The sequence below is a fragment of the Pseudomonas sp. A-B-19 genome (assembly GCF_019947515.1).
Taxonomy (GTDB): domain Bacteria; phylum Pseudomonadota; class Gammaproteobacteria; order Pseudomonadales; family Pseudomonadaceae; genus Aquipseudomonas.
Genome location: NZ_JAGYGN010000019.1, coordinates 23,824 through 46,975, shown reverse-complemented (window position 1 = coordinate 46,975; position 23,152 = coordinate 23,824). Strand labels below are relative to the sequence as shown.

The following is a 23,152-nucleotide window of genomic DNA, read 5'->3' as shown; positions in this document are numbered from 1 at the left end:
ATGGGGTCAACGCGGTTTCTGGGCGAATGCCGAGGCGGTGATCCCCCACTGCCCCAGCCAGTAACTGAGGATGATCACATAAGGCGCCGCATCGAACGGCACCACAAACCGGCTGATGCCGATCACGCTGTCGGAGAACACGAATGCCACCGCACCCGCCGCCGCGAGCAAAGCCGAGCGCTTGGGCACATCGGTCCCGATTCGGGCCAGGGCGCGCCAGAGCATGGCGCTGATGGCTGTGCCATAGACAATCACGGGCACCAGCAATGGCCCGAGGCCGTTGGAAATCAGAATCCCCAGCAGGACGGCGCCGACGCCGAGGGCCAGCACCAGCGGCAGCAGGGCCAGACGTCGGCAATCGCTCAGATAAGCCTTGAGATAAGCCAGATGCGCGACCAGAAACGCGCCCAGCCCAAACACGAACAAATCCCCCGGCCAGGCCAGCAACACATCGCCGACCAGGGAGAAAATCAGTCCCAGGCTGATCCAGCGCCGATACTCGCCGGGTGGTGCGTCATGCAGCCAGCCGAGCAGGGCCAGTACCGGCAACGGCTTGACCAGCAGGCACAGCAGCGCGGCATGCACGCTCAGGCCATAGAGAAACGTCACCGCGCCCATCAGCGCCAGAATCAGCCAGCCCACAGTCAGTTGACCGAGATCGCGCAGTCGAACGAATCCACTGGCAGCACTTCCGGTGCCCACGGCTGTTGCGAGGTCAGACGCAAGCGCCCGGTGCCGGTCGCAAAAGCCTGAAAACGCCAGGTCGAGACCCCGGCCGCGCCGACGATGCCGGCATCTTCCGGGTTTCGAAAAACCTCTGGCCCCAGGGCGTGCAGTACGCCACCGGCCGAATCCTGGATCGCCCAGCGATAGCCCGTGGTCGGGTTACTCGGCAGGGTCAGGATCAGGTTTTGCCCGTTGCTGAGCTGCACCGGGCATTCGCTTTGTTTTTCCACGGTCACGTTATGTGCAGGTTGCGTGGCACACGCGGCCAGCAGGGCGAGGGCGAGGGGGGCAAGCAGGCGAATGGGGGACATAGGCTCAGGGGCTCCGGCGTTCACGACGAACGGCGAGCATAACTTAAGATGAGGCAAAGTGTGACAGCGGGAGGAGGTGTCGTCCGGGCTGACGCCTTCGCTGGCAAGCCAGCTCCTACAGGGTTTTGCAGTGAACACACATTTTGTGAACGCCACCGACCACTGTAGGAGCTGGCTTGCCAGCGAAGACGGCAGTACAGGCGCTACAAGAGCATCAGAACAACACCTTCGCCACATCCGCAAAGCGCTTGGCGAAATGCACGGTAATCCCTTCCTTCAGATACTCCGGCAGCTCCTCGAAATTTCCCTGGTTCGCTTCTGGCAGAATCAGCTCGAAAATCTTCTGCCGCCGCGCCGCAATCACCTTTTCCCGCACCCCGCCAATCGGCAGGACATGCCCGGTCAACGTCAACTCACCGGTCATGGCCACGCCTTTCTTCGGCGGCTGGTTGCGCGCCAGCGACAATAGGGCACTGGCCATGGTCACGCCGGCGCTCGGGCCATCCTTCGGTGTGGCGCCTTCCGGCACGTGCAGGTGGACGAAGGCTTCGTCGAAGAATTTCGGATCGCCGCCATAGGATTTCAGGTGCGAGCTGATGTAGCTGTAGGCGATTTCCGCCGATTCTTTCATCACGTCACCCAGTTGCCCGGTGAGCTTGAACCCACGGTTGAGGGTGTGGATGCGTGTGGCCTCGATTGGCAGGGTCGCACCGCCCATGCTGGTCCAGGCAAGGCCAGTGATCACCCCGACACCCGACAACACCTGCTCGTTACGGAACACCGGTTTGCCGAGTGAGGACTCCAGGTCTTTCGGCCCGAGCTTGATCACCGCTTTGGGCTCGTCGAGCAGTTTCATCACCGCTTTGCGCACCAGTTTGCCGAGGTTTTTTTCCAGCTGACGCACACCCGCTTCACGGGCATAACCGTCGATCAGTGCCTTGAGCGCGCTGTCGCTGATGCTCAGGCTGCCCTTGGACACGCCGGCTTTCTCAAGCTGCTTGGGCCACAGGTGACGCTTGGCGATGGCGACTTTTTCTTCGGTGATGTAACCCGACAGGCGAATCACTTCCATCCGGTCCAGCAACGGGCTGGGGATCGAATCCAGGGTGTTGGCGGTGCACACGAACAGCACTTTCGACAGGTCCATTCGCAGGTCGAGATAGTGGTCGAGGAATTCGACGTTCTGCTCAGGATCCAGGGTTTCCAGCAGCGCCGAGGCCGGGTCGCCCTGGTAGCTCTGGCCCATCTTGTCGATCTCGTCGAGCATGATCACCGGGTTCATCACTTCGACGTCCTTCAACGCGTGCACCAGCTTGCCCGGCTGTGCGCCGATGTAGGTGCGGCGATGACCCTTGATCTCGGCTTCGTCGCGCATGCCGCCAAGGCTGAAGCGATAGAACGGCCGGCCCAGGGATTCGGCGATGGATTTGCCGACGCTGGTCTTGCCCACGCCCGGCGGGCCGACCAGCAATACGATGGAGCCGCTGATCTCGCCTTTATAGGCGCCGACCGCGAGGAATTCGAGGATGCGGTCCTTGATGTCGTCGAGACCGGCGTGATGTTTGTCCAGCACCTTGCGCGCGTGCTTGAGGTCGATTTTGTCCTCGCCGTAGATGCCCCACGGCACCGAGGTCGCCCAGTCGAGGTAGTTGCGGGTCACCGCATACTCGGGCGAGCCGGTTTCGAGCACCGACAGTTTGTTCATTTCCTCTTCGATGCGTTTCTGCGCTTGTGGCGACAGCACTTTGCCGGTCAGCCGCTGTTCGAACTGTTCGAGATCGGCACTGCGGTCGTCCTTGGTCAGTCCCAGCTCCTGCTGGATGACCTTGAGTTGCTCCTTGAGGAAGAACTCGCGCTGATGTTCACCGATCTTGCGGTTAACTTCGGCGGAAATCTCTTTTTGCAAGCGCGCGACTTCGACTTCCTTGCGCAGCATCGGCAAGACTTTTTCCATGCGCTTGAGCATGGGCACGCAGTCGAGGATTTCCTGCAGCTCACTGCCAGTGGCCGAAGTGAGGGCGGCGGCGAAGTCGGTCAGCGGCGACGGGTCGTTGGGACTGAAGCGGTTGAGGTAGTTCTTCAGCTCTTCGCTGTACAGCGGGTTGAGCGGCAGCAGTTCCTTGATCGCATTGATCAGCGCCATGCCGTAGGCCTTGACCTCGTCGGTCGGCTCGGTGGGCTGGTGCGGGTATTCGACTTCCACCAGGTACGGCGGGCGGTGATGCTTGAGCCAGGTCTTGAGACGTACGCGAGTCAGGCCCTGGGCGACGAACTGCAGTTTGCCGTTTTCGCGGCTGGCGTGGTGCACCTTGACCAGCGTGCCGTACAGTGGCAGGGCCGAGGTGTCGAAGTGGCGCGGGTCATCCTGGGGCTTGTCCATGTAGAACAGGGCCAGGCTGTGGTGTTCAGACTTGGCCACCAGGTCGAGCGTCTCGGCCCACGGCTCTTCGTTGACGATGACCGGCAGCACCTGGGCCGGGAAGAACGGTCGGTTGTGGATCGGGATGATGTAGACCTTGTCCGGCAGATTCTGGCCAGGCAGGGCCAGGCCTTTGCCGGTGGCGTGGTGCGGGGCGTTTTCCGGATCGGCGTATTGGCTCGGGTCTTCGGGGAATTCCTGCTGGTCGCTCATAGGGGCACCTGCGCAATGGGTATGGGTCTTAGATGGGGCAGGTTGGCGGTGGTTTCAACGGTCATTTTCTGCAACGCGGTGTTTCAACGGCGTGTTCAGGAGAGAGACAGGTTAGCTGGATTTTGCGACGACACTATCCCCTGTGGGAGCGAGCTTGCTCGCGATGACGGCATGACAGGCAGCTTTGTAGTGACTTCAGACCGCTATCGCGAGCAAGCTCGCTCCCACAGTGGTCCGGGGGGATTTGAAATCTGCGGCCACAAAAAAGGCGACGTCCTCACGGGCGTCGCCTTTGTTTTGACTGCCGCTAAAACTTACTCGGACAGTTTGTACGCAATCACATAGTCACCCATTTTGGTGCCCAGAGAGCCGTGGCCACCGACGACCAGCAGCACGTACTGCTTGCCGTCCTTGCCGCTGTAGGTCATCGGCGTAGCCTGACCGCCAGCCGGCAGGCGCGCTTTCCAAAGCTCGTTGCCGGTGTTGACGTCATAGGCGCGCAGGTATTGATCCAGCGTGCCGCTGAGGAAGCCGACGCCGCCGGCGGTGACTATCGAGCCGCCCATGCTTGGCACGCCGAGTGGCAGCCCGATAGGCAATGGCGAGCTGTCGCGGCTGGTGCCGTTCTTGCGTTTCCACACGACTTTGCCTGTGGTCAGGTCGATGCCGGCCACGTAGCCCCAGGCCGGAGCCTGGCACGGTACGCCGAACGGCGACATGAACGGGTGCATGATCACCGCGTAAGGTGCGCCCGTGTTCGGTTGCACGCCCGCTGTTTCGCTCTCGCGCTTGCTGCCGGCCGCGACTTCGGCGCGAGGCACCATTTTCGAGACGAAGGCCATGTAGTTCGGGCTGGTGAACAGCATCTGGCGAACCGGGTCGACCGAAACTCCGCCCCAGTTGAAGACGCCGACGTTACCCGGATAGATCAGGCTGCCCTGTTCCGACGGTGGGGTGTACTGGCCTTCGTAACGCAGTTCCTTGAACTGGATGCGGCACAGCATCTGGTCAAACGGGCTGGCGCCCCACATGGCCTTTTCGGTCAGTTCCGGGGCCAGCAGGTTCAGGTCCGAACGGGCCTGGGTCGGTGCGGTGTGGTCGCCTTTCACGGCGCCTTGCGGAGCCGGGATTTCCTTGATCGGGATGATCGGCGTGCCGTCACGACGGTCGAGTACGTACAGGCTGCCTTGCTTGGTCGGCTGGATCACAGCCGGCTTGATGCCGTCGGCGGTTTTCATGTCCAGCAGGGTTGGCTGGCTGCCGACGTCCATGTCCCACAAGTCGTGGTGAGTGAACTGGTAGTTCCAGCGCACCTTGCCGGTGGCCAGGTCCAGCGCGACCAGGCCGGCACTGAACTTCTCGGCGCCCGGGGTGCGGTCTGCGCCCCACTGGTCAGGAGTCTGGTTGCCCAGTGGCAGGTAGACCATGCCGAGTTTTTCGTCGACGCTGGCCAGCGACCACATATTGGCCGAGTTGCGGCTGTAGTGTTCGCCCTCTGGCAGCGGTTCGGTCGCGTCGGGATTGTTGCTGTCCCAGTTCCACACCAGATGACCGTCGTGTACGTCAAAGGCACGGATTACGCCGGATGGCTCGTTGGTCGACTCGTTGTCGGTGACGTGGCCGCCCATGATCACCAGGTCACGAGTGATCGCTGCCGGCGAGGTGGCGTAGTAGCCGCCGGGGGTGAACGGTCCGATGCCTTGAGTCAGGTCAACCACACCGTTTTTACCGAAACCTTCGCAGACTTTGCCGGTGTCGGCGTTGAGTGCGATCAGGCGTGCATCGGCGGTCGGCAGGTACAGACGACGCGGGCAAGCCTGGGCAACGGCTTTGCCGGCCGCGGAGATGACCGCGGAGGCAGCGTTTTCAGACTTGGCATAGGCTGCTTCGTCGTAGTACGACACGCCACGGCAGGTCATGTGGGCGAAGCCCTTGAAGCCCGACGGGCTCTTGATCTGCGGGTCGAAACGCCACAGTTCCTTGCCGGTGTCCGGGTCCAGTGCCAGCACCTTGCTATGGGCGGTGCAGGCATAGAGCATGCCGTTGGCCTTGAGCGGGGTGTTTTCGTTGGTCAGTTCCACCGGGTCACCGGCGGTTGGCAGATCGCCGGTCTGGATACGCCAGGCTTCTTGCAGCTTGCCGACGTTGGCCGGGGTGATCTGCTTGAGCGGCGAGTAGCGGTCACCGAATTCGCTGCGGCCATAGGCCTGCCAGTCGCCTTCGGGCATTTGTGGCGCAGTGCTGGTCATGTCAGCCGAGTCACGACCCAGTTCGCCCAAGGTCTCGCCCGGATGGGTGAACTGGCTGGCCACGGCGGTGGCACCGGCCAGGACCACGGCCACGCTCAGGGCGCCAGTGCCCATGGGGGCAGGGCCGTTGATCAACAGTGGGCGGCGCAACCACGGCAGCAGCATCACCACACCGAGGGCGAACCACAGCGCCAGGCGCGGCACCAGTTGCCACCAGTCCAGGCCGACTTCCCACAGCGCCCACAAGGTACTGGCGAACAGTACCAGCGCGTACAAGCCCAGCGCCGCACGTCGGGCGGCGATCAGCAACACGCCGCTCAGCGCGAGGCCGATACCGGCCAGCAGGTAATACAGCGAGCCGCCGAGCATGCTCAGCTTGATCCCCCCGGCCAGCATGGCCAGGCCCATCAGTAGAAGCAGAATGCCGAGCAGGGTCGGCAATAGACGGCTTCGACTCAAGGCACCATCAGTGCTCATAGTGTGATTCTCCGTGACGTTTCAAGTAGTGCCGCGCCAGTTCACTGTAGATGACGATCTTGCGCGGGCAGGGTTCAGATAAAAGCGTGCAGCCTCTGTAGGCGCTGGCTTGCCAGCGAAGGCGGTGTGTCAGGCGAAATCTGTACTGACTGATATATCGCTTCGCTGGCAAGCCAGCTCCTACAAAGGTTTTGTGGTGTCGGTCAGAACGAAGACTGGACCTTGATCCCGCCGATCAGCGCGTCATCGACCTCGTTCACGCCACCGGGGTGGCGGATGTATTGCAGGTTCGGGCGCACGGTCAGCCAGTGGGTCACATGCACGCCGTAGTAGAGTTCGGCGCTGTACTCGGTGTCCTGGGGCGGCAGGAAGGTCGGATTGTCGAAGTCGAAGACCGCATTGGCCTGGTTGGTCGCCTCGGCATTCTTGCGAAAGGCCGGGTTGACGTGGACGCGGGCCATGGCGAAACCGATGTCGTCCCGGGCGCGCGCGTCGAACGGGCCTTTGTAGACGAGGCCGGCCTGGACGTAGTTGTCGATCGCGTTGGTCTTCTTGTCGTGCATCGTGCCATTGGCGAACAGGCTCAGACCGCGGGAGTGATCGCTGGCCAGGCTGGTGACTTGCTGCTGAAGGCCCAGCCACATGCCGTGTTTGCTCGAGGCGCTGCGGTAGGCTTCGCCAGTCAGGGCAGCAGGCTGGCCATTGCTGTCCTTATAGACATCGGTGGCGTTGGCGCTGCTGTAGTAGTAACCGGCGCGGTATTCACCCGGCAGGCCATTGAGCTTCGGCGTCCACACCAGTTCCACCGGCAGGACTGCGCCCTGGGTGCCGCTGCCGCTGAGCTTGAAGCCGTTGTTGCGATCCAGGTTCGATGAGTTCTGTTCATACGCGCCGATCTGCGCGTACAGCTCCGGTGTCAGGTGATACTTGACCCGCATCGCCCACTGGCTGACCGGCCAGTTGTACCAGATGTCGCCCGCCCAGTTGCCGACCTGGGATCCGCAGAACGCCAGGTTCTGGAAGTCGCAGGGGAAGCTGTTGAAGTCTTCGCCCTCACCGAAACGGCCGACCTTGATGTCGAGTTTTTCATCGAGGAATTTCTGCTGATACCACATCTGCGTCAGGCGCCAGGTCTGGCCTCGGCCCCAGACTTCCTGGGCCGAGGTGAAGCCGCCGACACGCGGGTCGTTGATGCGGTCGTTGCTGATGTTGTTGCCGCTGCGTTCGGTGATGGTCAACTGGAACTCGGCGTCGTCCCAGCCGAGGATTTTCTGCAAGTCCAGGTGGGTACCCAGGGCGAACTGGTCGCTGTAGCGGGCCGTGCGGTCGTGGTTGTAGCCACCGTGCAGATTGCTGCCCATTTCACCGGTGTAATCGACTTTGAAGTCGTAGCCTTTTTCCGCGAGTTCAGTGCGAGTGCCGTTCCAGTCACCGAGCATCCACGGTGAATCGCTATCGAAGGCCGGCGCCGCCTGAATGCAGGAGGCAAGGCCCAACGCGGTGAAACCACCGATCAGGGGCAAGATGTTTCGATGGGCAGCAGTTGCAAAGACAGCGCTGTCTCGAAAAATTTTAAAGTCAGGCATAGAGACGGAATTCTTGATCTTTTTCTGGGGGATAAACGGAATGCAGCAGGCGTGAAGCAAAAGCAGAAGCGTTTCAGCAGGCAGCGGGCGCAAGGATAATGTTCTGTTACAAATAGAGAAAGGGCTTTTGCTGACATGCATCCTTTCGGATTCGGTAACAGTGACAAAAGATCGCAGCCTGCGGCAGCTCCTACAGGATACGGATTGCAATGCAGGAGCTGCCGCAGGCTGTGATCTTTTCCGTTTCACCTACATTTAACGTAAGGTGCGCGGCTTCCAATTCCCACTCTGCTCGAAGGCCCGGCATGACCGAACACAACCCTGACCCGCTGCACGGCGTAACGCTGGAACAGATCCTCAACGCGCTGGTTGAACATTACGAGTGGGCGGGGCTGGCCGAGCGCGTCGATATCCGCTGCTTCAAGAGCGACCCGAGCATCAAGTCGAGCCTGACGTTCCTGCGTAAAACTCCATGGGCGCGAGAAAAGGTCGAACGCCTGTATGTGAAGTTGATGCGCACCAAACGACCGCTGTGAACAGGGTCAATCCGTCCGGGTTTCGCCGCCGTTTTGTGGCCGTGGCTGCCACGCTCGGCTGGGCGGGATTGAGCATCCAGATGTACCTGATTCTCCATTCACGCTGGACGCTGGGCGCCAGCCTGATCGGTGGGCTGATGAGTTTTTTCAGCTATTTCACCGTGCTGAGCAACACCCTGGTGGCAACCGTACTGACCTGTGAATGGACATCCCGCGAGTCCACCGCGCGCCGCTGGTTCCTGCAGCCTTGGGTCAGCAGTGCGATTGCCGTGAGCATCGCCGTTGTGAGCCTGGCCTACAACCTGCTGCTGCGCCACTTGTGGCATCCCGAGGGCTGGCAATGGCTGGCTGACGAACTGTTGCACGACATCATGCCGTTGCTGTTCCTGGGGTATTGGTGGCGTTATACGCCCAAGGGCACTTTGCGCGTGTGGCACATCGCGCTGTGGGTGATCTATCCACTGGTTTATTTTGGCTATGTGCTGCTGCGCGGGCATTTGCTGGCGGTTTATCCGTATCCGTTCATTGATGTCGAGAAGCTGGGTTATCCACAGGTGTTCATCAATGCCGGCGGGTTGTTGGCGGGGTTTGTGGTGATTGCGTTGCTGGTGCTCGGGCTGGATCGGTGGCGGGCTCGAAGGTGAGCGCCATGGGTGTTTTGAGCGCCTTTTGTGGCGAGGGAGCTTGCTCCCGTTGCACTGCGCAGCAGTGCTAAATCCTGCATCCAGGTTTTATCTGAAACACTGTATGAGTAGATTTGCGGCTGCTTCGCAGCCGAGCGGGAGCAAGCTCCCTCGCCACAAAATTTTCAGCCTGCGATTGAGTGGATATCACTCCTCGCCGCTGTCAGCCAATTTCCAGTACCCAACCGCCTTGACGAATTGCTCGTCCAGCCCATGCTCATCGAGCAACACCCGACGAATCCGTCGCGACACTTTGCTCTCGGTCGCCACCCACGCGTACAGGCTGCCGGTTGGCACCTGGATCTGGCGCGCGGTGGCCAGCAGATTGTCCTTGCCACCTTCGCGCAGCACCCAGATCACATTGACCTGGGCCGCACTGTGCAGCACTTGCTGCTCCTTGCCGTTTTCCACTTCCACGATCACCAGCGCACGACGGTTGGCCGCCAGGCCTTCCAGGCGGCGGGCGATGGCGGGCAGGGCGGTTTCGTCGCCGATCAGCAGGTAACTGTCGAAGATGTCCGGCACGATCATCGAACCCCGCGGCCCGGCGATGTGCAGGAACTGCCCGGGTTTGGCCTGCTCGGCCCAGGTCGAGGCAGGACCATCGCCGTGCAGCACGAAGTCGATGTCCAGCTCCAGGGTGTTCAGGTCGTAGCGACGCGGTGTGTAGTCGCGCATTTCAGGCTGCGGACCGTTGTCCTTGCCGGCGCCCGGCACCAGGGTTTCCAGGGCCGCAGCTTGCTCGGCGTTTTGCGGGAACAGCAGTTTGACGTGGTCGTCCGTACCCAGGCTGACGAAACCTGCCAATTCAGGGCCGCCCAGGGTAATCCGGCGCATGCGCGGGGTCAGGTCGACCACGCGCAACACTTCCAGGCGACGGCGTTTGATGTCGTGCATGACACGGGTAATGGTGGTGATCACTTCAGTCATTCGGCGTTCTCCTGAACCGCTTCAACGGCAGGGCCGTCGACGATGGCTTTGGCGGTGTTGTTGAGCAAGTCGCGTACCCGCAGGATTTCTTCCGGGCTCCAGCGGCCATGGTGCATTTGCAGGGCGTGGCGCAGGTTGTGCACCGCTTCGTGAATTTCGGCGGGACGGTCGTGGCCTCGCAGCGAGCGCTTGCTGACTTCGATGCGCATGCGCACGCCGTCCAGGGCAATCGCTTGTTCACTTAAAGACAGGCGTCCGGCGTCGGTCACGCTGTAACGTTTTTTTCCACCTTCGGCGTCGCCCTGAATCATTTCGCTTTCTTCCAGAAAGGTCAGGGTCGGGTAAATCACGCCAGGGCTTGGGCTGTAGGCGCCGTCGAACATGCCTTCAATCTGGCGGATCAGGTCATAGCCGTGGCAGGGCTGTTCGGCGATCAGCGCCAGCAGCAGCAGTTTCAGATCGCCGGGGGCAAATACCCGTGGGCCGCGGCCACCGCGTTCGCGGCCGGGGCGCTTCTCGAAGCCGTCGCGGCCGTCACCGTGTTCGCGATGGGGGGAATGATGGTCTCTCATTTCGTCTTCTCTCGTCGTGTTTAGATACAACTTAAGATATATCTTAAGTCTGAATCAAGGCGTTTTCCGTGTGAGGTCACCTCATGCCGACGAGCGGTGGCGTAGTGGGATGTGTGGAATCCATCGAAAAAACCTGCCGCCTGCCTCTTTTTCTACGAACACCCGGCTATTCATGAATCTTAAAGTTATTACTCTAAAATTTTTAGAGCTTATATTTTAAAATCGTCAAAGTCCCCATGTTAATTGGTTAGAACTGCTGTCTGGTTTTTTCAATAAAACTGTATGTAGGGCGTAACTTACAGTCACTGTTTGATATTTTGATTTTTTGCGGTTTTGTCTTTCCGGTCATGAGGTCGTTGAACTACGAGCTCATAGGAAGTTGCCTGCTTACTTTCCAGAGCGATAAGTCGATCATGCCCCGGCGTTGAAAGCGTACAGCCACCGGACTTTACGGCTATGAGCTGTCTGAACTTTCAATGAACCGAACCCTTAAAAGAAAACAGGTACTGAATGATGCTCAAGAAATTTGCAATCGCTGCCCCACTGGCTGTTCTGGCTCTCCAATCCTCCATGGCTTTCGCTGCGGGCGAGGCTGCTCACTCGATCAATCTCATCGCTCACGTGCCAACCAATGGCTTCTATGTAGTGCCAACCGACCCTGATCTGGTCAACAAGGATCAGGACATGAGCTACCAGCCAAGCACTGGCAAGATGGGAGAAGTCAACGGTTTCTTCGATGTGCGCAACAATAATGGCTCGGTTCACGCCAGTCTGGAAAGTGCACCTAAATTGATCTCCGGTGCTGATTCGATCGATTTGAAAGTCGAGTTCAATAACAAGGAGCTGACGCTCACTCCACAAATGGTCGTAGGGGAATCCGAGTCCGACGCGAACTACCGCGCGCCGCTGAAAATCACCGCCAAGGGCACCACCTTCCAGCCGGGTGACTATACCGGTGTGGTCGCAATGACCTTCGACGCCGTTGCTCCGATCGCCACGCGTTGATCGAGCTTCAAGGCAACAAACGCTAACTGCTCAAGTGGCGTTAACCGGCGGACAACCTAAAAGCTTGTCCGCCGGACTCCAACCCGTTCGTAACCAGAGTAAGAGTTCATGTTCCCGATGACATCCATCGCGGCTGCGCTTGCGCTGTTGTTTTGTGCCAGTGCCGCGGCGGCTCCCGTTTCTTCCGCCGGTACGACACCACGAAGTCTGTTGGCCCAGGCCAAAGGTCTGCCGGCCGATTTCGAGGAGCATTTTTTTGATGTGCCTCTGGCTGTTCGGGTGGAGCTCGATCAGCAACCGCTGGGGGAGGCCATGGTGGTGTTGTCCCGCGATGATCGCATCACGTTGCTTGAGTTTACCGACACCAGCGAAAACCGCTTCGGCCCCGCCGAGCGGGAAAAGTGGGCCAGTTATCTCAAGCCAGGCGTGCTGCTGGGCACATGCACCGGTTCGTGTCCGGATCAGGTGCTGGCCGTGCATTACAACCTGGAAAACTCCCTCGTCTCGATCCTCACCGAAAATGCCGAGCGCGACGTCGAGGCCAAGCGTTATTACGAGCAGCCCGATGGCGGCAGCAGCGGTCTGATGGTGCGCAACCAGCTCAATCTCAACGGTGGCCAGCAACAGGATCTGGGCGGACGCTTCGGTCTTGAAGCCAGCGCCAGCCTGGGCAACTGGAGCCAGACATTCAACACACAGCTGGCCCGCCTTGGCGGTCCGGATGACAAGCTTTATCACGCAATCCATGAGCTTTACACCCAGCGCGAATTGCAAGGCAGTTTCTTTCGCCTGGGCTATTTCACCCCCAATTCCGAAGGACTGACTCGCCAGCCGCGCACGTTCGGCACCAGTCCCGACACCGCTGTCGGCGTCATGTATGGCAGCTCCGACAGCCTCGCCATCAACAGTCCGATGCCCAGCGTCTATCCGATCTACGTCACGGCCAACCGCCAGGGCTCGGTGGAAATCTACCGCGACGGTCTGTTGATCAATACCCAGTCGGTGCCCGCCGGTTTGCAGACCCTCGACACTCGGCCGTTGCCGGGGGGGATCTATGAAGTCGAAGTGCGCCTGATCGAGGACGGCCAGATCACCTCGAGCACTCAAGAGTTGGTGTACAAACCCAACAACTGGCGCAACCTCGACGAGCGCTGGCGCTACAACCTGTTCGCCGGGGAAGAAAGCAAACTGTGGAGCAACTGGAATCAACAGTCCAGCGGCAGCACCACGGCCGGGGCCTCGGTCAATTATCTGGCGCATCCACGGGTCATTCTGGGGCTGTCGGCGCGGCAGGTTCGCGAAAAACTGCAATACGGCACTTCCGTCGACTGGACCCTGGCCAATCACATCAGCCTGTACGCCAACGCCTATCAGACGCAGGACCACGGCACCGGTCTGGACCTGCAAAGTCTTTATAACTATGGCGCCGGCAGCGTGGTGCTCAGCCACAACCGCAGTTGGCTGGACACCACCAACCTTTACGAAACCCTGCCGGATGGCACCCGGGTGCGCCAACGCAATGTGTTCGTCGGTGAGACCAGCAACTCCTCGCTGGCACTCAACCATCGACTCAGCAGCAAAAGCACGATCAATGCCCGGGTGTCCCACAGCGAGGGCAATGTCGAAGGCGTCGGCCTCGATCTGGGCTGGAACCAGCGCACCAACCTGTTTGGCAGCGATGGCAACTGGCGGCTGTCGTTGTTCGATCGGCCAGGCAGTTTCAGCAGCGGTAACGACCGCAATCGCGGCGTCGACTTGAGCGTCAACCTGGCACTCGGCGCACCTGGACAGCAGATCAGCGGCAGTATCGGTTCGCGCACGGCCCGGGACGGCGGTCGCGACAACAACGCCTCCCTTGGCTGGCGCAAAGACCTGAAAGACCATGTGCTGCAAAACGTCTCGGTGACGGCGCTCACCGATACCTACGGCGTCGGTGTTTCCAGCCTCGCCAACTTTCGTACCGACGCGATCAATGGTGATGGTTTCGTTCAGCGTTCGTCCTTCAACGGCAATTTTACCGGCGGCCTCAACCTGGACAGTACCCTGGTCCTCGGCGGCCAGCAGATGCTGTTGACCAGCCAGCATGAGATGCGCGGTGCCGGGCTGATTGTCGATGTGGAGTCGGACATCGACGACATTGCCCTGCGCGCCGACGATTACAGCGGCGGCAGCGCGGCGCTGAAGCCGGGACGCAACTTCATCCCGATCACCGCGTACCAGAACAGCTCGGTGAGTTTCGATTTCGAAGGCAACCATGTGCCGGCGGCCACCATCGAACCTGCCCGCACCCGTTATCACCTGAACAAGGGTGGGGTCGAGTACCGCAAGGTGCGGGTGATGAAAACCCTGACCGTGCTGGGCCGGCTGGTCGATTCGCAAGGGCAGCCGCTCAAGGGGCTCCACGTGATCAATCACGCCAGTCGTGGCGTGACAGAGGTCGATGGTTTCTTCTCGATGGAAATGAACGCCGGTTCGCCGACGCTGGAAGTGCGTCAGGGCAACCAGTTGCTGTGCCAGTTCCGTCTCGAGGCCGACCGCCATCGCAGTGAAAACAACGTGCTGATGATCGGTGACCTGCGGTGTACGCCGGACACCCTGGCCGATATCACCTTCACCGAGCAGAAGGCGGGTTGAGCGATGAAAAGGTCAATACGCTCACTGGGGGGGTTGGCGGTGGTGCTGCTGTTGAGCCTGGCAGGTGAACCGGCATCGGGGGCAACCATGGATATCCGCGCGGTGTTCCGCCCCGATCCGGCCAACCCGATGCACAACGAATTTATCAACATGACGCCCGTCACCGGGCATTGCGCGAGTCAACCGGCATTCTGCAAGGAGAACGGGCTGTTTTCTCTGCTGACGCCGATCGGCTTCCAGTCTGTCGGTGCGATCGAGGCCGGGAACGATCAGCGCAGTGGCCCGATGTTTCGGGTCCCGGGGGACTGGCGAAGGCTGAGCGTACGGCATGCCGACACGCAGGAAGAGGCCGAGGTCGAAGTGCGGATCGTCTCGATCGGTGGCCGTTACATACTTTCCGATACGGCGGAAAACCTGGTGGGCGAAGGCGAGCCCACGGACTGGTCTGGTTGGCACTCACGCCTTTTGGGCAATTGGACCTGGGCACCTCCGGCCCCGTGCAGAGGTACCGGCGGCATGTATGTATTGCCAAACTCCAGAACATTTTTCTGGCTGACGTCCGGAACGAGCGTGTGCGCCGCTCGGGCCAATTACCGTATCCCCGGCTTTACCTATGAGCGGGTGCAGATCGGCTACGAACTGCGCGCACCCGACCCGCTGAAAATGTCTTCAGGCCAATACTACGGCGACCTGACCTACACCGTCGGCCCCGGAATGGATTTCGACATGGGGGACATCATGCAGCCGGACGACTCGGTATTGACGCTCAGTTTCAACCTGGATGTAGAGCACACCTTGAAGGTCGACCTGCCACCGGGTGGAAACAAGGTGGTGCTGGAGCCCGAAGGCGGCTGGAACCGCTGGATCGAAAGCGGTCGCAAGCCAACGCGGATTTATCGCGATCAACGCTTCTACATTTCGGCGTCCTCGCGCTTCAACGTGATGATGCAGTGCGATTCGCTGGGCGGTACTCGATGTCATTTGCGCGGTGAGAACGGCAACAGCACACAGGTGGAGACGAAGCTCAGCCTGCCTGCGGGCATCACCGGCCCCGGCGATGGCCCGGTCAAGGAAGTCCCGCTGCTGAACAACGTTTGGATCGGCCCGTTTCAGCCTGGTCATTATCTGGACCGCAAGCCCGGTTCGCTGCGTTTCGAGATGCCGCGGGACGCGGTGGACTTTCTGATACGTCCCGGCTTCAGCGGCACACTCAAGGGCAATATCACCGTCATCTGGGATTCGGAAGTGTGAGTGTCCGGCCCCTCCATTTTTTAATTTTTTGGGATTGAAAACATGACACGTCTGTTTTTGCTGTTGATGCTCAGTGTGTTTTGCGTGGCGGCGAACGCCGGGCCGCAAATCAACGTCGGCACTGTTTATGACTATCTGGATGGCGACAAAAGCACTTACCTCAAGCGGGTCTTCAACAGCGGTGACAGCACCGCATTCGTCAAGGTCAACGTACTGGAGATCGTCTATGACGCTGACGGCACATCCCGGGAAATCCCGATCGAGAACTCCGCTGACAAGGCGTCGCGCAATGGCCTGATGGCCAGCCCCGCGCGGTTGATCGTACCGGCGCAGGGGATGCAGGGCACTCGCCTGCTGTACATGGGCGAACGTGACCGCGAACGTTATTTTCGCGTGCGTTTTGTGCCGGTGGTGCCGGAGAAGGAGGACGACTTCGTGGTCAGCGGCGAAGAGCGCGAGGACTACAAAAAGACCCTGAGCGCCGGCGTCAACGTCATGACCGGGTTCGGCACGATCTTCTTCGTGCGCCCCAAGGACGTCCGTTTCGAGACCGCCATCACTGAAACCGACAGCCGTTACGAACTGCGCAACAACGGCAATTCGGTGCTCATCGTCGATGAGTTCAAAAGCTGTTCATTGAGCAAGGAGAGCGATTGTGGAGCCACCCTCAAACACCATGTGCTGGCGGGCAAGTCATTCGGCTTCGACAAGGAAAAGGGCCGTGAATACCGTTTCAAGTTGATTGAAGGTGAACGTAAACAGGACTTGAAGGTAGTGAGCCGCTAACGGCTGCTTCCATGGGCGGGGTAGGTAATGAATATGAGCAAGCAATGCGCCGTCATCGCACTGATGGCAATCACTGGACTGATGAGCGCCATGAGTTGGGCGGCTCGCGAAGTGCATACATTCGAAGTATCGCTGACGGTTCCGAGTCGGGCGTTCTACATCATGCCTTCGGAACCTGACTGGATTTACAAACCGCAACGGCTTGTCTGGGACCCAACATCGAACCTGAGCGGTCTGCGCAGGAATTTCGATGTGCTCCATGACACCAGCGCAATTGAAGCGCGCCTGGAAAGCGCGCCCTACCTGTCGAATGGCAGGCCGAACGATGACATCGCTCTGCGGGTCAGATTCAACGGCGTTGAACTGAGTACTGTCATGCGTCAGGTCGTGTCTCGGGAAGAAGCCGCGGCGGGCAAGCGAGCGGCGCTGGAGATCGACCCCATAAAACCGGTCGGCGGATACCGCTCGGGTGATTATGCCGGCAATGTCCTGTTGCTGTTCAACGCCAGGGCGCCGGGAGAATGAAGCACCCAGCATCGAATCTATCGGGGATGACACGAATGGACTGTTTGAAAAAATTGACCGGCAAACTGGCGTTGCTGATGACGCTGTGCGTGCCTTCGGCAGAGGCGGCGAATCAAGAGATCCGCGCGTTGTTCAGGCCCGATCCAGCGCAACCGAACAGGAACGTGTTTATCAACAAGACGCCCAATAGCGGTTATTGCGCGATCTATCCTGCCGAATGTGCGGCCAACCAAACGTTCAGCATTCAGGTGCCGATTCGTTTCAATTCCACTCGCCCCATTGTGCCCGGCAGCGGTGGTGTGGGGGTGAAAGCGCCCGCCAATTGGCGACAGCTGACCGTCACCAATCGCGATACCCAGGAAACGGAAACCGTCGAAATACGCATCACTGGCATGGGTTCAAATTATTTACTGAGCGATACAGCCGCCAATCTGGTGGGGGTGACCGACATCCTCGAAGGCCACCAAAAGCTCTGGACCGACAGCGGTTGGGTTTACGCAGCCCCACCTTGTCTGTACAGCGGTGTAGGAAGTTACGCCCCTTCGTCCTATCGTTTTTTCTGGAAGACGCCAGTGCAAGCGGCCTGTACCAAGTTGCCCGCCTACACCATCCCGAGCATGGCGTTCGAGAGCGTCGATTTTGCCTATGAGTTGCGTACGCCCAATCCCTTGGGTATGTCATCCGGGCTTTACACCGGATCGATGGTGTATTCCGTCGGGCCGGGTGGTGATTTCGACATGGGGCCGATGATGGCGCCGGAGGACAGTTTGCTGAGCCTGGATTTCGTGCTGGATGTTCAGCACACCCTCAAGGTCGACCTGCCACCGGGTGGGAACAAGGTGACGCTGGAGCCGGAGGGCGGCTGGCAATCCTGGATCGAAAGTGGCCGCAAGCCGACCCGCATCTACCGCGACCAGCTGTTTTACATCTCGGCGTCGTCGCGCTTCAGAGTCATGTTGCAGTGTGGGCCGGGCGGGAGCAGTTGCACTTTGTGGGGAAGGAGTAAATTCGCCCTTGTGGATACAAGACTCAGTCTGCCCGACGGAATCGAGGACAACAACGGACCGGTCAGGGACCTCTGGCTGCAAAACGGCGTTTGGTATGGACCCTTTCAGCCCAGGTTTTATGCGGATCGAAAAGCGGGGAAATTGCGTTTCGAGGTCTATAAGGGTTCCATCGATGTTGTGGTGCAGCCCGGAAACAATGACACGTTCAGCGGCGACATCACCGTTATCTGGGACTCGGAGGTGTGACGCTCCGGTAAAAACCACAGCAAGGCTCCTGAAGCCCAGGCAAACGTCTGGCTTCAGGAACCGGTCAACCGTTTACAGCACGTATTTATCCAACAGCACCCGGGTCAAGTTTCGTCCCAATTGCAGTTTCTCATCGGCCAGCGTGTTGACGCTTTCCGAGTAAGTCTGCTCGTTGATTTCGCCGGCTTCCCTGCGTTGTTCGATAAGTCGCAACTTCTCATCGAAGGCCCGATCATTCGACCGGAACTTCCAGTCATGGATCTCGCGCAGGTACTGGTCCCAGAACGGCTGTTCGAGCATGGCGTCAAGCAAGCCATTCCCTTCCTCCAACGCCAGCACGGTGGCATAGGCCTGTTCGATGGCGTCGTCGCTCACGGCGGCCATATCTTGATAAAGCATGCCCTCCGATTGCCAGGGCAACCGAAGGCGCGATGCCAGACGCGTCTGATACGCCAGGTAAATTTCCACTTCTTCGGCCCTGCTCGGGCGAGAAAGTGCATCGGCCCGGGCAATGTCATTGACCCGTTGCAAGCGCGCTGCGCCCTTGCTCAATTTCACCAGCCGGGCTTCCAGTTCGGCGGCATTGGTCGAATAGGCATACGCCTGGGACGCAAGCGCCTGCACGCCCATGTTGTTGAAAACTTCGGAGCTGGCATCCGCGCAGCTGGTGGGTTGCTCGGCGGTCTGAAACAGTTTTTCGCGCAGTGGCGTATCCAGATCCACCGCATCGATCAGTTCCCAGACACGACGGGACAGGGCTTTGCGGCTAGCACCACCGGCTCTGAAGTCGGCCGATTGGGTCAGGCTATCGATGATCCTGAAGAAGCCCTCGCTGTTCGGCTCGTTCATCAGGTTGTCCCAGGCCTGCGCTCTGTAAGTCCCCAGGCCAGGCGAGTTCGCACCCCAGAGCGATGAGTCATCATCGACCGGCCATTTAGCACGCGCATTGCCGGCCATGGGGGCGTAGGTGTTCTGGCGCGGCAAGCCCACTGAGTCGCGGTACTGGAACAGGATCTGGCGTTGGGTCTCGTGCAAGGAGTCGATGTCCAGCCGTGCGCGTGCTACCACCAATGCTTGCCTTGACCCGTTGACAACAGTAGGTACGGTCTTGATCGGATTATCCCGCAGATCAAGAAAAAACCCCTTTGGACGCTGTTTGTTCAGCAAGCCGTCTGGCCATTTATCGATCCCGGTTTTTGAAAGGTTGAGCACTTTCAGGCGTGGCATGCGCTCGACATCGGGCGGCTGGCCCAGCGGGTTGTTGTCGAGGCGCAGGGTTTGCAGGCGAGTCAGATTCCTCAATCGCTCGACGGTCTCTGTATCCAGCGCAATATGGTTACCGCTCAGACGCAGGGTTTCGAGCAGGTGCATGCTGGCCACCTTGTCTGGAAAACGGGTCAGCTGACAGCGACGTGCACTGAAATGACGTAGCTGGGTAAAGCTTTTCAATAATCCCTCGGTGCCTGGCGAAAATGTCATCTCATCCAGGTTCAAGGTGCTGATCTGTTCAAGGTACGGGCGGATGTCTGGCAGCTTTTTCCACCAGGGCTCCAGGTTGAAGCCGCGGAACTCATTGGACAAGTCCAGCGCATAACCTTGGTCAAAGCGAGTGCTGCGCTCACCGAACACCAGGGTTTTTCGCTGGAAGCAATCCATCAGGCGATCAGTGATGAAAGTGATTTCCCTGGGCGCAAGGAGCGTATTGTCGGGCTCGAATGGCGTGTTTTTTATTTTCCATGCGTCAAGAATGTTTTCCAGCCCTGTGAGTTCTTGCTTCAAGTTGCTTAGCAACTGGACAGGATCCGCACCGGGAGGCAGGGAACGAATGAAGTTGTCGACTTCGTGTTCACGCAGGTGCGGATACAGATTTTGCACCCGTTGCTCCAGGGTGACGGGCTGTCTGGAGAAAGCAGGGCCGCGCAACAGCAGGCTCGTTTCCAGCTCCGCCACTGGCCGGATGGAAGGTTCCAGCAAGAGCGTGCGGCGTTCGGCCGGTGCCAGGGTTTTGGCCATTATCCATTGCTTGAAGGCTTGTCCCTGGCCCAATCGATAACCTATTGACCGGCGTGCCTGCTCCGGCAAGGCGCGCAGCAGCGCTTCGTGAAAGTCGACAGCCTCGGAAAGCGGGCGATGTTGACCGTCGACAACTTCATAACGACCGTCTCCCACCTGTAAGAGCAGGCGTACTTGAGTGGCATCGTCAGGACCGACGCTGCAACGCAAAGAACCATCGGCGGTGCTGTCACGTATCTCCACGCGCAGATCGCCCAAGGCCTCGCTGTTGAATCGCAGCGCGTTGAGCGCCAGTCGCTCGGTGTCGGCTGTCATTCGTTCGTTCTGGTAGAAGCCTTCACTGGCCCGTGTCGCGCGGGTTTCAAAAGCACACTCACGGGCACGGCTTTTGAGGTCCAGCGGCAGGCGTCGCTGTTCGACAACGATACGCAGATCGTCTTGCCGGGCATGGGCCACCAGGCGTTCGGCGATGATCGTCGGCAGTTCAGGGTATTGCCGCTGCAAGACTTGAACGCGTCGATCGGTACTGCGTTGGCGAGAGCGATAGACGTAATCGGCGATGTCGGTCTTGCGCCCTTCGACCCGGTTGGCCAGGCGATCACGCAAACTCTTTACCTTCGCCTGCCTGGACAATCCCGGTCCGACCAGCGCTTCGAGCTGTGGCTCATCGAGAAACCTGACGACCCGCTCCGGTAACCTGCCTGCCATCACCTCCGCCAGCCCGATCTCCAGCGTCTGTTCCGGCCGGGCATTGGCGTTGCCGTACAGGCGGGAAGCACCGAGCAGGTCGGAGCGTTCATACACCCTCAAGGCATGGTCGGACGGCCAGCCCGGCAGTTCGGTGATCATTTGCTCGAACCAGTGCGATGACGGGTCTATCGGGCTTCCCGAACGAATTTGCGTCGTTGTGGCGGCAACGTCTTCCATCGCCTTGAAGCGGTTCACCGTGTCTTCCAGCAATAGGGGTGGTTCGGCATTTTCGCCGTGCATGCGCCGCAGTGCGTCTTCTTCGGTGCCGCTGATCAAGCGGATGTTTTCCAGTTGCCGTGAGCTCAAGCCATCGGTCATGTGCCCCAGCCGTTGCATCAGCTTCGGGCCTTCCCAGGTCAACGGGTTTTCACCTTCGTGGCGCCAGGCACCACGACCGTTATGGTCCAGTTTCGGTGCATAGGCTTCGGGACGGGTGGGATGTTGAAGTCGATACTGCGCGGTTTGCGGATCTTTTCGAGTCACATAGTGGCGACCCTCCAAAGGAAGAATGTCCCGGCCTTGATGGCGATGCAGACCCAATCGGTCGGGCCTGGAATCGGTTGGCAGCGACAGGTCTGGATGGGCGTAGGGCTCGATGTCCGGGTGCCACAAGCGGGTTTCACCGGTGGCCGAACTCACCGGTTGCAGGCTCTCGACCCATGCAGAAGCCTTGAGCCGGAACGCGTCGGCGATGCTCGCCCCGGCGGCAAACGCAGCCAACTGAACCACGTCGGTCACGACCCCCACAACGTGATCCGCTGCTTGTGCCCATAGTCCTTCAGCCAGGTCCACAACGCCTTCAATGACATCACTGGTCAGTTGATACACCGTGTAGGCCAGCATGAGTTCGCCCAGCCCAGGAATGAACGGTGTGGCAATCAACAGGGCGGCATTGAAAATATCGATGACTATTTTTTTGAAGTTGTCCCACCAGGCCCACCGGGCCTTGCGATCGGTATCGGCGGTCGACACGGCGATGTCCCGCGCGTCATTGAGAATCTTGTTCAGTTTGTTTTGATAAAGATGTACCCAGAGTTCGCCGGTGATCGGCACGATGTCGAAACTCAATCGTGGGTTGTCGATCGGAACTTCGCGCCAGTTTGGGCGTGGGTCCGAGGCTTCCTTTCGATGCCACTTGACCTCGAACAGACGTTGTTGCAGCCCGCCGAAGAAATGCCCGCGTTGCGAATGGTCGATGAACCGGCTGAAGAACTGACGGTACGTCATCCCGGTGGAAGCGATAAGCGCGTCGTCGCGCAGCTGGCGCGTCAGTTCATTCATGAACGCGACGGGCGAGGGGTATTGCTTGAGCGGGTGCTGCGGATCCTGCGGCACATAAGCGATGACTGGCATCACCTCGTGCGATTGTTCCAGGTCTGCAGTGATCAGCACGATGCCGGTCAAGGGGCTGTCGAGAATGGACAGGTCGGCAAATTGCACCGGCTTGCCTTTCCAGGTGGTGTTGCGCTGGCCCTCCAGCATTTCAATGAACATGTCGCGGGCACCGGCGTCGATATCGCCGGTCATCGTTGCCTGTTCCACGGCGGCTCTGAACGCGGCTTTCTCGCTTTCAACGATACGGCTTTGGAGCCAGTACTTTGCAAGGCGATCACCCTGCAACAACTGCTCTTCCAGGTATCGGGTGTAGCGGGCGCCGATGTCCAGCTCACGGCATAACGTCTGGAACCTTGCGATGGAGAGTTTGTGTTTGATGGGCAAGACATCGAACTGACCACGCTGATCGGGCTGGCTGATGTAATCCGAGTCCGGTTCGCAGGTTTCGCCAGGCGCGAAGTTGTGCAGGGCGGCGTCGATCAGCGAAACAGTATGGGTGAAGACCCCCCCGGACGTATTGATGAAGGCATACCAAGGGAGTTCTTTGGGCAGATAAAGATGCAAATACGTTTTCTTAACGTCGACATCGATATCCAGTTTCTTCAGCGCATCGGTGAGTAGGGGCTCGGCAAATTCATAAACGTTTTGTAAGTCGTCGAGAAACCGATCCACCTTGTTGCGGGAAGACCAGAGTTCGAGGCTGGCTTTTTGTAAACGCGATCGATCGAGTGCAGAGGCTGTCTTGAGCCAGGGCGCGGGCGTTTTTTCGGCGCGGCCCAGTTCCCGGACATTTCGCAATGAAGTGCTTTGAAAGACCGGATGAATCCGGCTTTTGATCAACTCGTAGTGCCGGCCTTTATGGTCGGTTGTCGACGTACTTCCTTGTAAGTCTGGCATG

16 protein-coding genes are annotated in these 23,152 nt (G+C 59.5%); 8 read left to right on the top strand and 8 right to left on the bottom strand.

Features of this window, described 5'->3' with window-relative positions:
- Positions 1 to 6: 6 nt before the first annotated feature.
- The 5 genes from KGA81_RS20215 to KGA81_RS20195 form a co-directional block, all read right to left on the bottom strand.
- Entirely contained in the window at positions 7 to 642 is a 636-nt protein-coding gene (locus KGA81_RS20215; RefSeq protein WP_223547921.1) for a lysoplasmalogenase, read from the bottom strand.
- 2 nt (positions 643 to 644) lie between these two features.
- Positions 645 to 1,037, bottom strand: coding sequence for a protease inhibitor I42 family protein (locus tag KGA81_RS20210; protein WP_223547862.1), 393 nt, complete (start codon positions 1,035 to 1,037; stop codon positions 645 to 647).
- A gap of 214 nt (positions 1,038 to 1,251) precedes the next feature.
- Positions 1,252 to 3,669, bottom strand: coding sequence for an endopeptidase La (gene lon / locus KGA81_RS20205; RefSeq protein WP_223547861.1), 2,418 nt, complete (start codon positions 3,667 to 3,669; stop codon positions 1,252 to 1,254).
- A gap of 314 nt (positions 3,670 to 3,983) precedes the next feature.
- Positions 3,984 to 6,395 carry a glucose/quinate/shikimate family membrane-bound PQQ-dependent dehydrogenase gene (locus tag KGA81_RS20200; protein WP_223547860.1) on the bottom strand — a complete coding sequence of 804 codons (2,412 nt, stop codon included), beginning with the start codon at positions 6,393 to 6,395 and terminating at the stop codon, positions 3,984 to 3,986.
- 203 nt (positions 6,396 to 6,598) lie between these two features.
- Complete coding sequence (locus tag KGA81_RS20195; protein ID WP_223547859.1) at positions 6,599 to 7,981, bottom strand: carbohydrate porin; 1,383 nt, start codon at positions 7,979 to 7,981, stop codon at positions 6,599 to 6,601.
- 305 nt (positions 7,982 to 8,286) lie between these two features.
- On the opposite strand from KGA81_RS20195, the gene KGA81_RS20190 reads away from it, so the two are divergent.
- Both KGA81_RS20190 and KGA81_RS20185 read left to right on the top strand, forming a co-directional pair.
- Positions 8,287 to 8,517: a VF530 family DNA-binding protein gene (locus KGA81_RS20190; protein WP_223547858.1), complete on the top strand. Its 231-nt coding sequence runs from the start codon at positions 8,287 to 8,289 to the stop codon at positions 8,515 to 8,517.
- Positions 8,518 to 8,597: 80 nt separating this feature from the next.
- Positions 8,598 to 9,161, top strand: coding sequence for a Pr6Pr family membrane protein (locus KGA81_RS20185; protein ID WP_223547920.1), 564 nt, complete (start codon positions 8,598 to 8,600; stop codon positions 9,159 to 9,161).
- A 186-nt stretch (positions 9,162 to 9,347) separates the two neighbouring features.
- Here the strand turns inward: KGA81_RS20185 and KGA81_RS20180 are convergent, their stop codons facing one another.
- Both KGA81_RS20180 and KGA81_RS20175 read right to left on the bottom strand, forming a co-directional pair.
- Positions 9,348 to 10,130: a siderophore-interacting protein gene (locus tag KGA81_RS20180; RefSeq protein ID WP_223547857.1), complete on the bottom strand. Its 783-nt coding sequence runs from the start codon at positions 10,128 to 10,130 to the stop codon at positions 9,348 to 9,350.
- Positions 10,127 to 10,702 carry a PadR family transcriptional regulator gene (locus tag KGA81_RS20175; RefSeq protein ID WP_223547856.1) on the bottom strand — a complete coding sequence of 192 codons (576 nt, stop codon included), beginning with the start codon at positions 10,700 to 10,702 and terminating at the stop codon, positions 10,127 to 10,129. The genes KGA81_RS20180 and KGA81_RS20175 overlap by 4 nt, the downstream gene beginning before the upstream one ends.
- A 510-nt stretch (positions 10,703 to 11,212) precedes the next feature.
- On the opposite strand from KGA81_RS20175, the gene KGA81_RS20170 reads away from it, so the two are divergent.
- The 6 genes from KGA81_RS20170 to KGA81_RS20145 all read left to right on the top strand — a co-directional run bounded on the left by KGA81_RS20170 (position 11,213) and on the right by KGA81_RS20145 (position 18,156).
- Positions 11,213 to 11,707 carry a CS1 type fimbrial major subunit gene (locus KGA81_RS20170; RefSeq protein WP_223547855.1) on the top strand — a complete coding sequence of 165 codons (495 nt, stop codon included), beginning with the start codon at positions 11,213 to 11,215 and terminating at the stop codon, positions 11,705 to 11,707.
- Positions 11,708 to 11,815: 108 nt separating this feature from the next.
- Positions 11,816 to 14,341, top strand: a complete 2,526-nt coding sequence (locus tag KGA81_RS20165; protein WP_223547854.1) for a CS1-pili formation C-terminal domain-containing protein — start codon at positions 11,816 to 11,818, stop codon at positions 14,339 to 14,341.
- 3 nt (positions 14,342 to 14,344) lie between these two features.
- A complete protein-coding gene (locus KGA81_RS20160; RefSeq protein ID WP_223547853.1) occupies positions 14,345 to 15,592 on the top strand; it encodes a hypothetical protein in 1,248 nt (415 codons plus the stop codon).
- A 42-nt stretch (positions 15,593 to 15,634) separates the two neighbouring features.
- Positions 15,635 to 16,378 carry a molecular chaperone gene (locus tag KGA81_RS20155; protein WP_223547852.1) on the top strand — a complete coding sequence of 248 codons (744 nt, stop codon included), beginning with the start codon at positions 15,635 to 15,637 and terminating at the stop codon, positions 16,376 to 16,378.
- 33 nt (positions 16,379 to 16,411) lie between these two features.
- Positions 16,412 to 16,903 (top strand): CS1 type fimbrial major subunit, encoded by a 492-nt coding sequence (locus KGA81_RS20150; protein ID WP_223547919.1) that lies wholly within the window; start codon positions 16,412 to 16,414, stop codon positions 16,901 to 16,903.
- A gap of 35 nt (positions 16,904 to 16,938) precedes the next feature.
- On the top strand, positions 16,939 to 18,156 hold the full coding sequence (locus tag KGA81_RS20145; RefSeq protein WP_223547851.1) for a hypothetical protein: 1,218 nt from the start codon (positions 16,939 to 16,941) through the stop codon (positions 18,154 to 18,156).
- A gap of 72 nt (positions 18,157 to 18,228) precedes the next feature.
- Here the strand turns inward: KGA81_RS20145 and KGA81_RS20140 are convergent, their stop codons facing one another.
- Positions 18,229 to 23,151 carry an NEL-type E3 ubiquitin ligase domain-containing protein gene (locus KGA81_RS20140; RefSeq protein ID WP_223547850.1) on the bottom strand — a complete coding sequence of 1,641 codons (4,923 nt, stop codon included), beginning with the start codon at positions 23,149 to 23,151 and terminating at the stop codon, positions 18,229 to 18,231.
- Between the last annotated feature and the right edge of the window lies 1 nt (position 23,152).

What these genes read in the sequence shown, in the direction of transcription:
- KGA81_RS20210 (WP_223547862.1), bottom strand. Translation starts at nt 1,037, where the DNA reads ATGTCCCCCATTCGCCTGCTTGCCCCCCTCGCCCTCGCCCTGCTGGCC.
- lon (WP_223547861.1), bottom strand. Translation starts at nt 3,669, where the DNA reads ATGAGCGACCAGCAGGAATTCCCCGAAGACCCGAGCCAATACGCCGAT.
- KGA81_RS20200 (WP_223547860.1), bottom strand. Translation starts at nt 6,395, where the DNA reads ATGAGCACTGATGGTGCCTTGAGTCGAAGCCGTCTATTGCCGACCCTG.
- KGA81_RS20195 (WP_223547859.1), bottom strand. Translation starts at nt 7,981, where the DNA reads ATGCCTGACTTTAAAATTTTTCGAGACAGCGCTGTCTTTGCAACTGCT.
- KGA81_RS20190 (WP_223547858.1), top strand. Translation starts at nt 8,287, where the DNA reads ATGACCGAACACAACCCTGACCCGCTGCACGGCGTAACGCTGGAACAG.
- KGA81_RS20185 (WP_223547920.1), top strand. Translation starts at nt 8,598, where the DNA reads ATGTACCTGATTCTCCATTCACGCTGGACGCTGGGCGCCAGCCTGATC.
- KGA81_RS20180 (WP_223547857.1), bottom strand. Translation starts at nt 10,130, where the DNA reads ATGACTGAAGTGATCACCACCATTACCCGTGTCATGCACGACATCAAA.
- KGA81_RS20175 (WP_223547856.1), bottom strand. Translation starts at nt 10,702, where the DNA reads ATGAGAGACCATCATTCCCCCCATCGCGAACACGGTGACGGCCGCGAC.
- KGA81_RS20170 (WP_223547855.1), top strand. Translation starts at nt 11,213, where the DNA reads ATGATGCTCAAGAAATTTGCAATCGCTGCCCCACTGGCTGTTCTGGCT.
- KGA81_RS20165 (WP_223547854.1), top strand. Translation starts at nt 11,816, where the DNA reads ATGTTCCCGATGACATCCATCGCGGCTGCGCTTGCGCTGTTGTTTTGT.
- KGA81_RS20160 (WP_223547853.1), top strand. Translation starts at nt 14,345, where the DNA reads ATGAAAAGGTCAATACGCTCACTGGGGGGGTTGGCGGTGGTGCTGCTG.
- KGA81_RS20155 (WP_223547852.1), top strand. Translation starts at nt 15,635, where the DNA reads ATGACACGTCTGTTTTTGCTGTTGATGCTCAGTGTGTTTTGCGTGGCG.
- KGA81_RS20150 (WP_223547919.1), top strand. Translation starts at nt 16,412, where the DNA reads ATGAGCAAGCAATGCGCCGTCATCGCACTGATGGCAATCACTGGACTG.
- KGA81_RS20145 (WP_223547851.1), top strand. Translation starts at nt 16,939, where the DNA reads ATGGACTGTTTGAAAAAATTGACCGGCAAACTGGCGTTGCTGATGACG.
- KGA81_RS20140 (WP_223547850.1), bottom strand. Translation starts at nt 23,151, where the DNA reads ATGCCAGACTTACAAGGAAGTACGTCGACAACCGACCATAAAGGCCGG.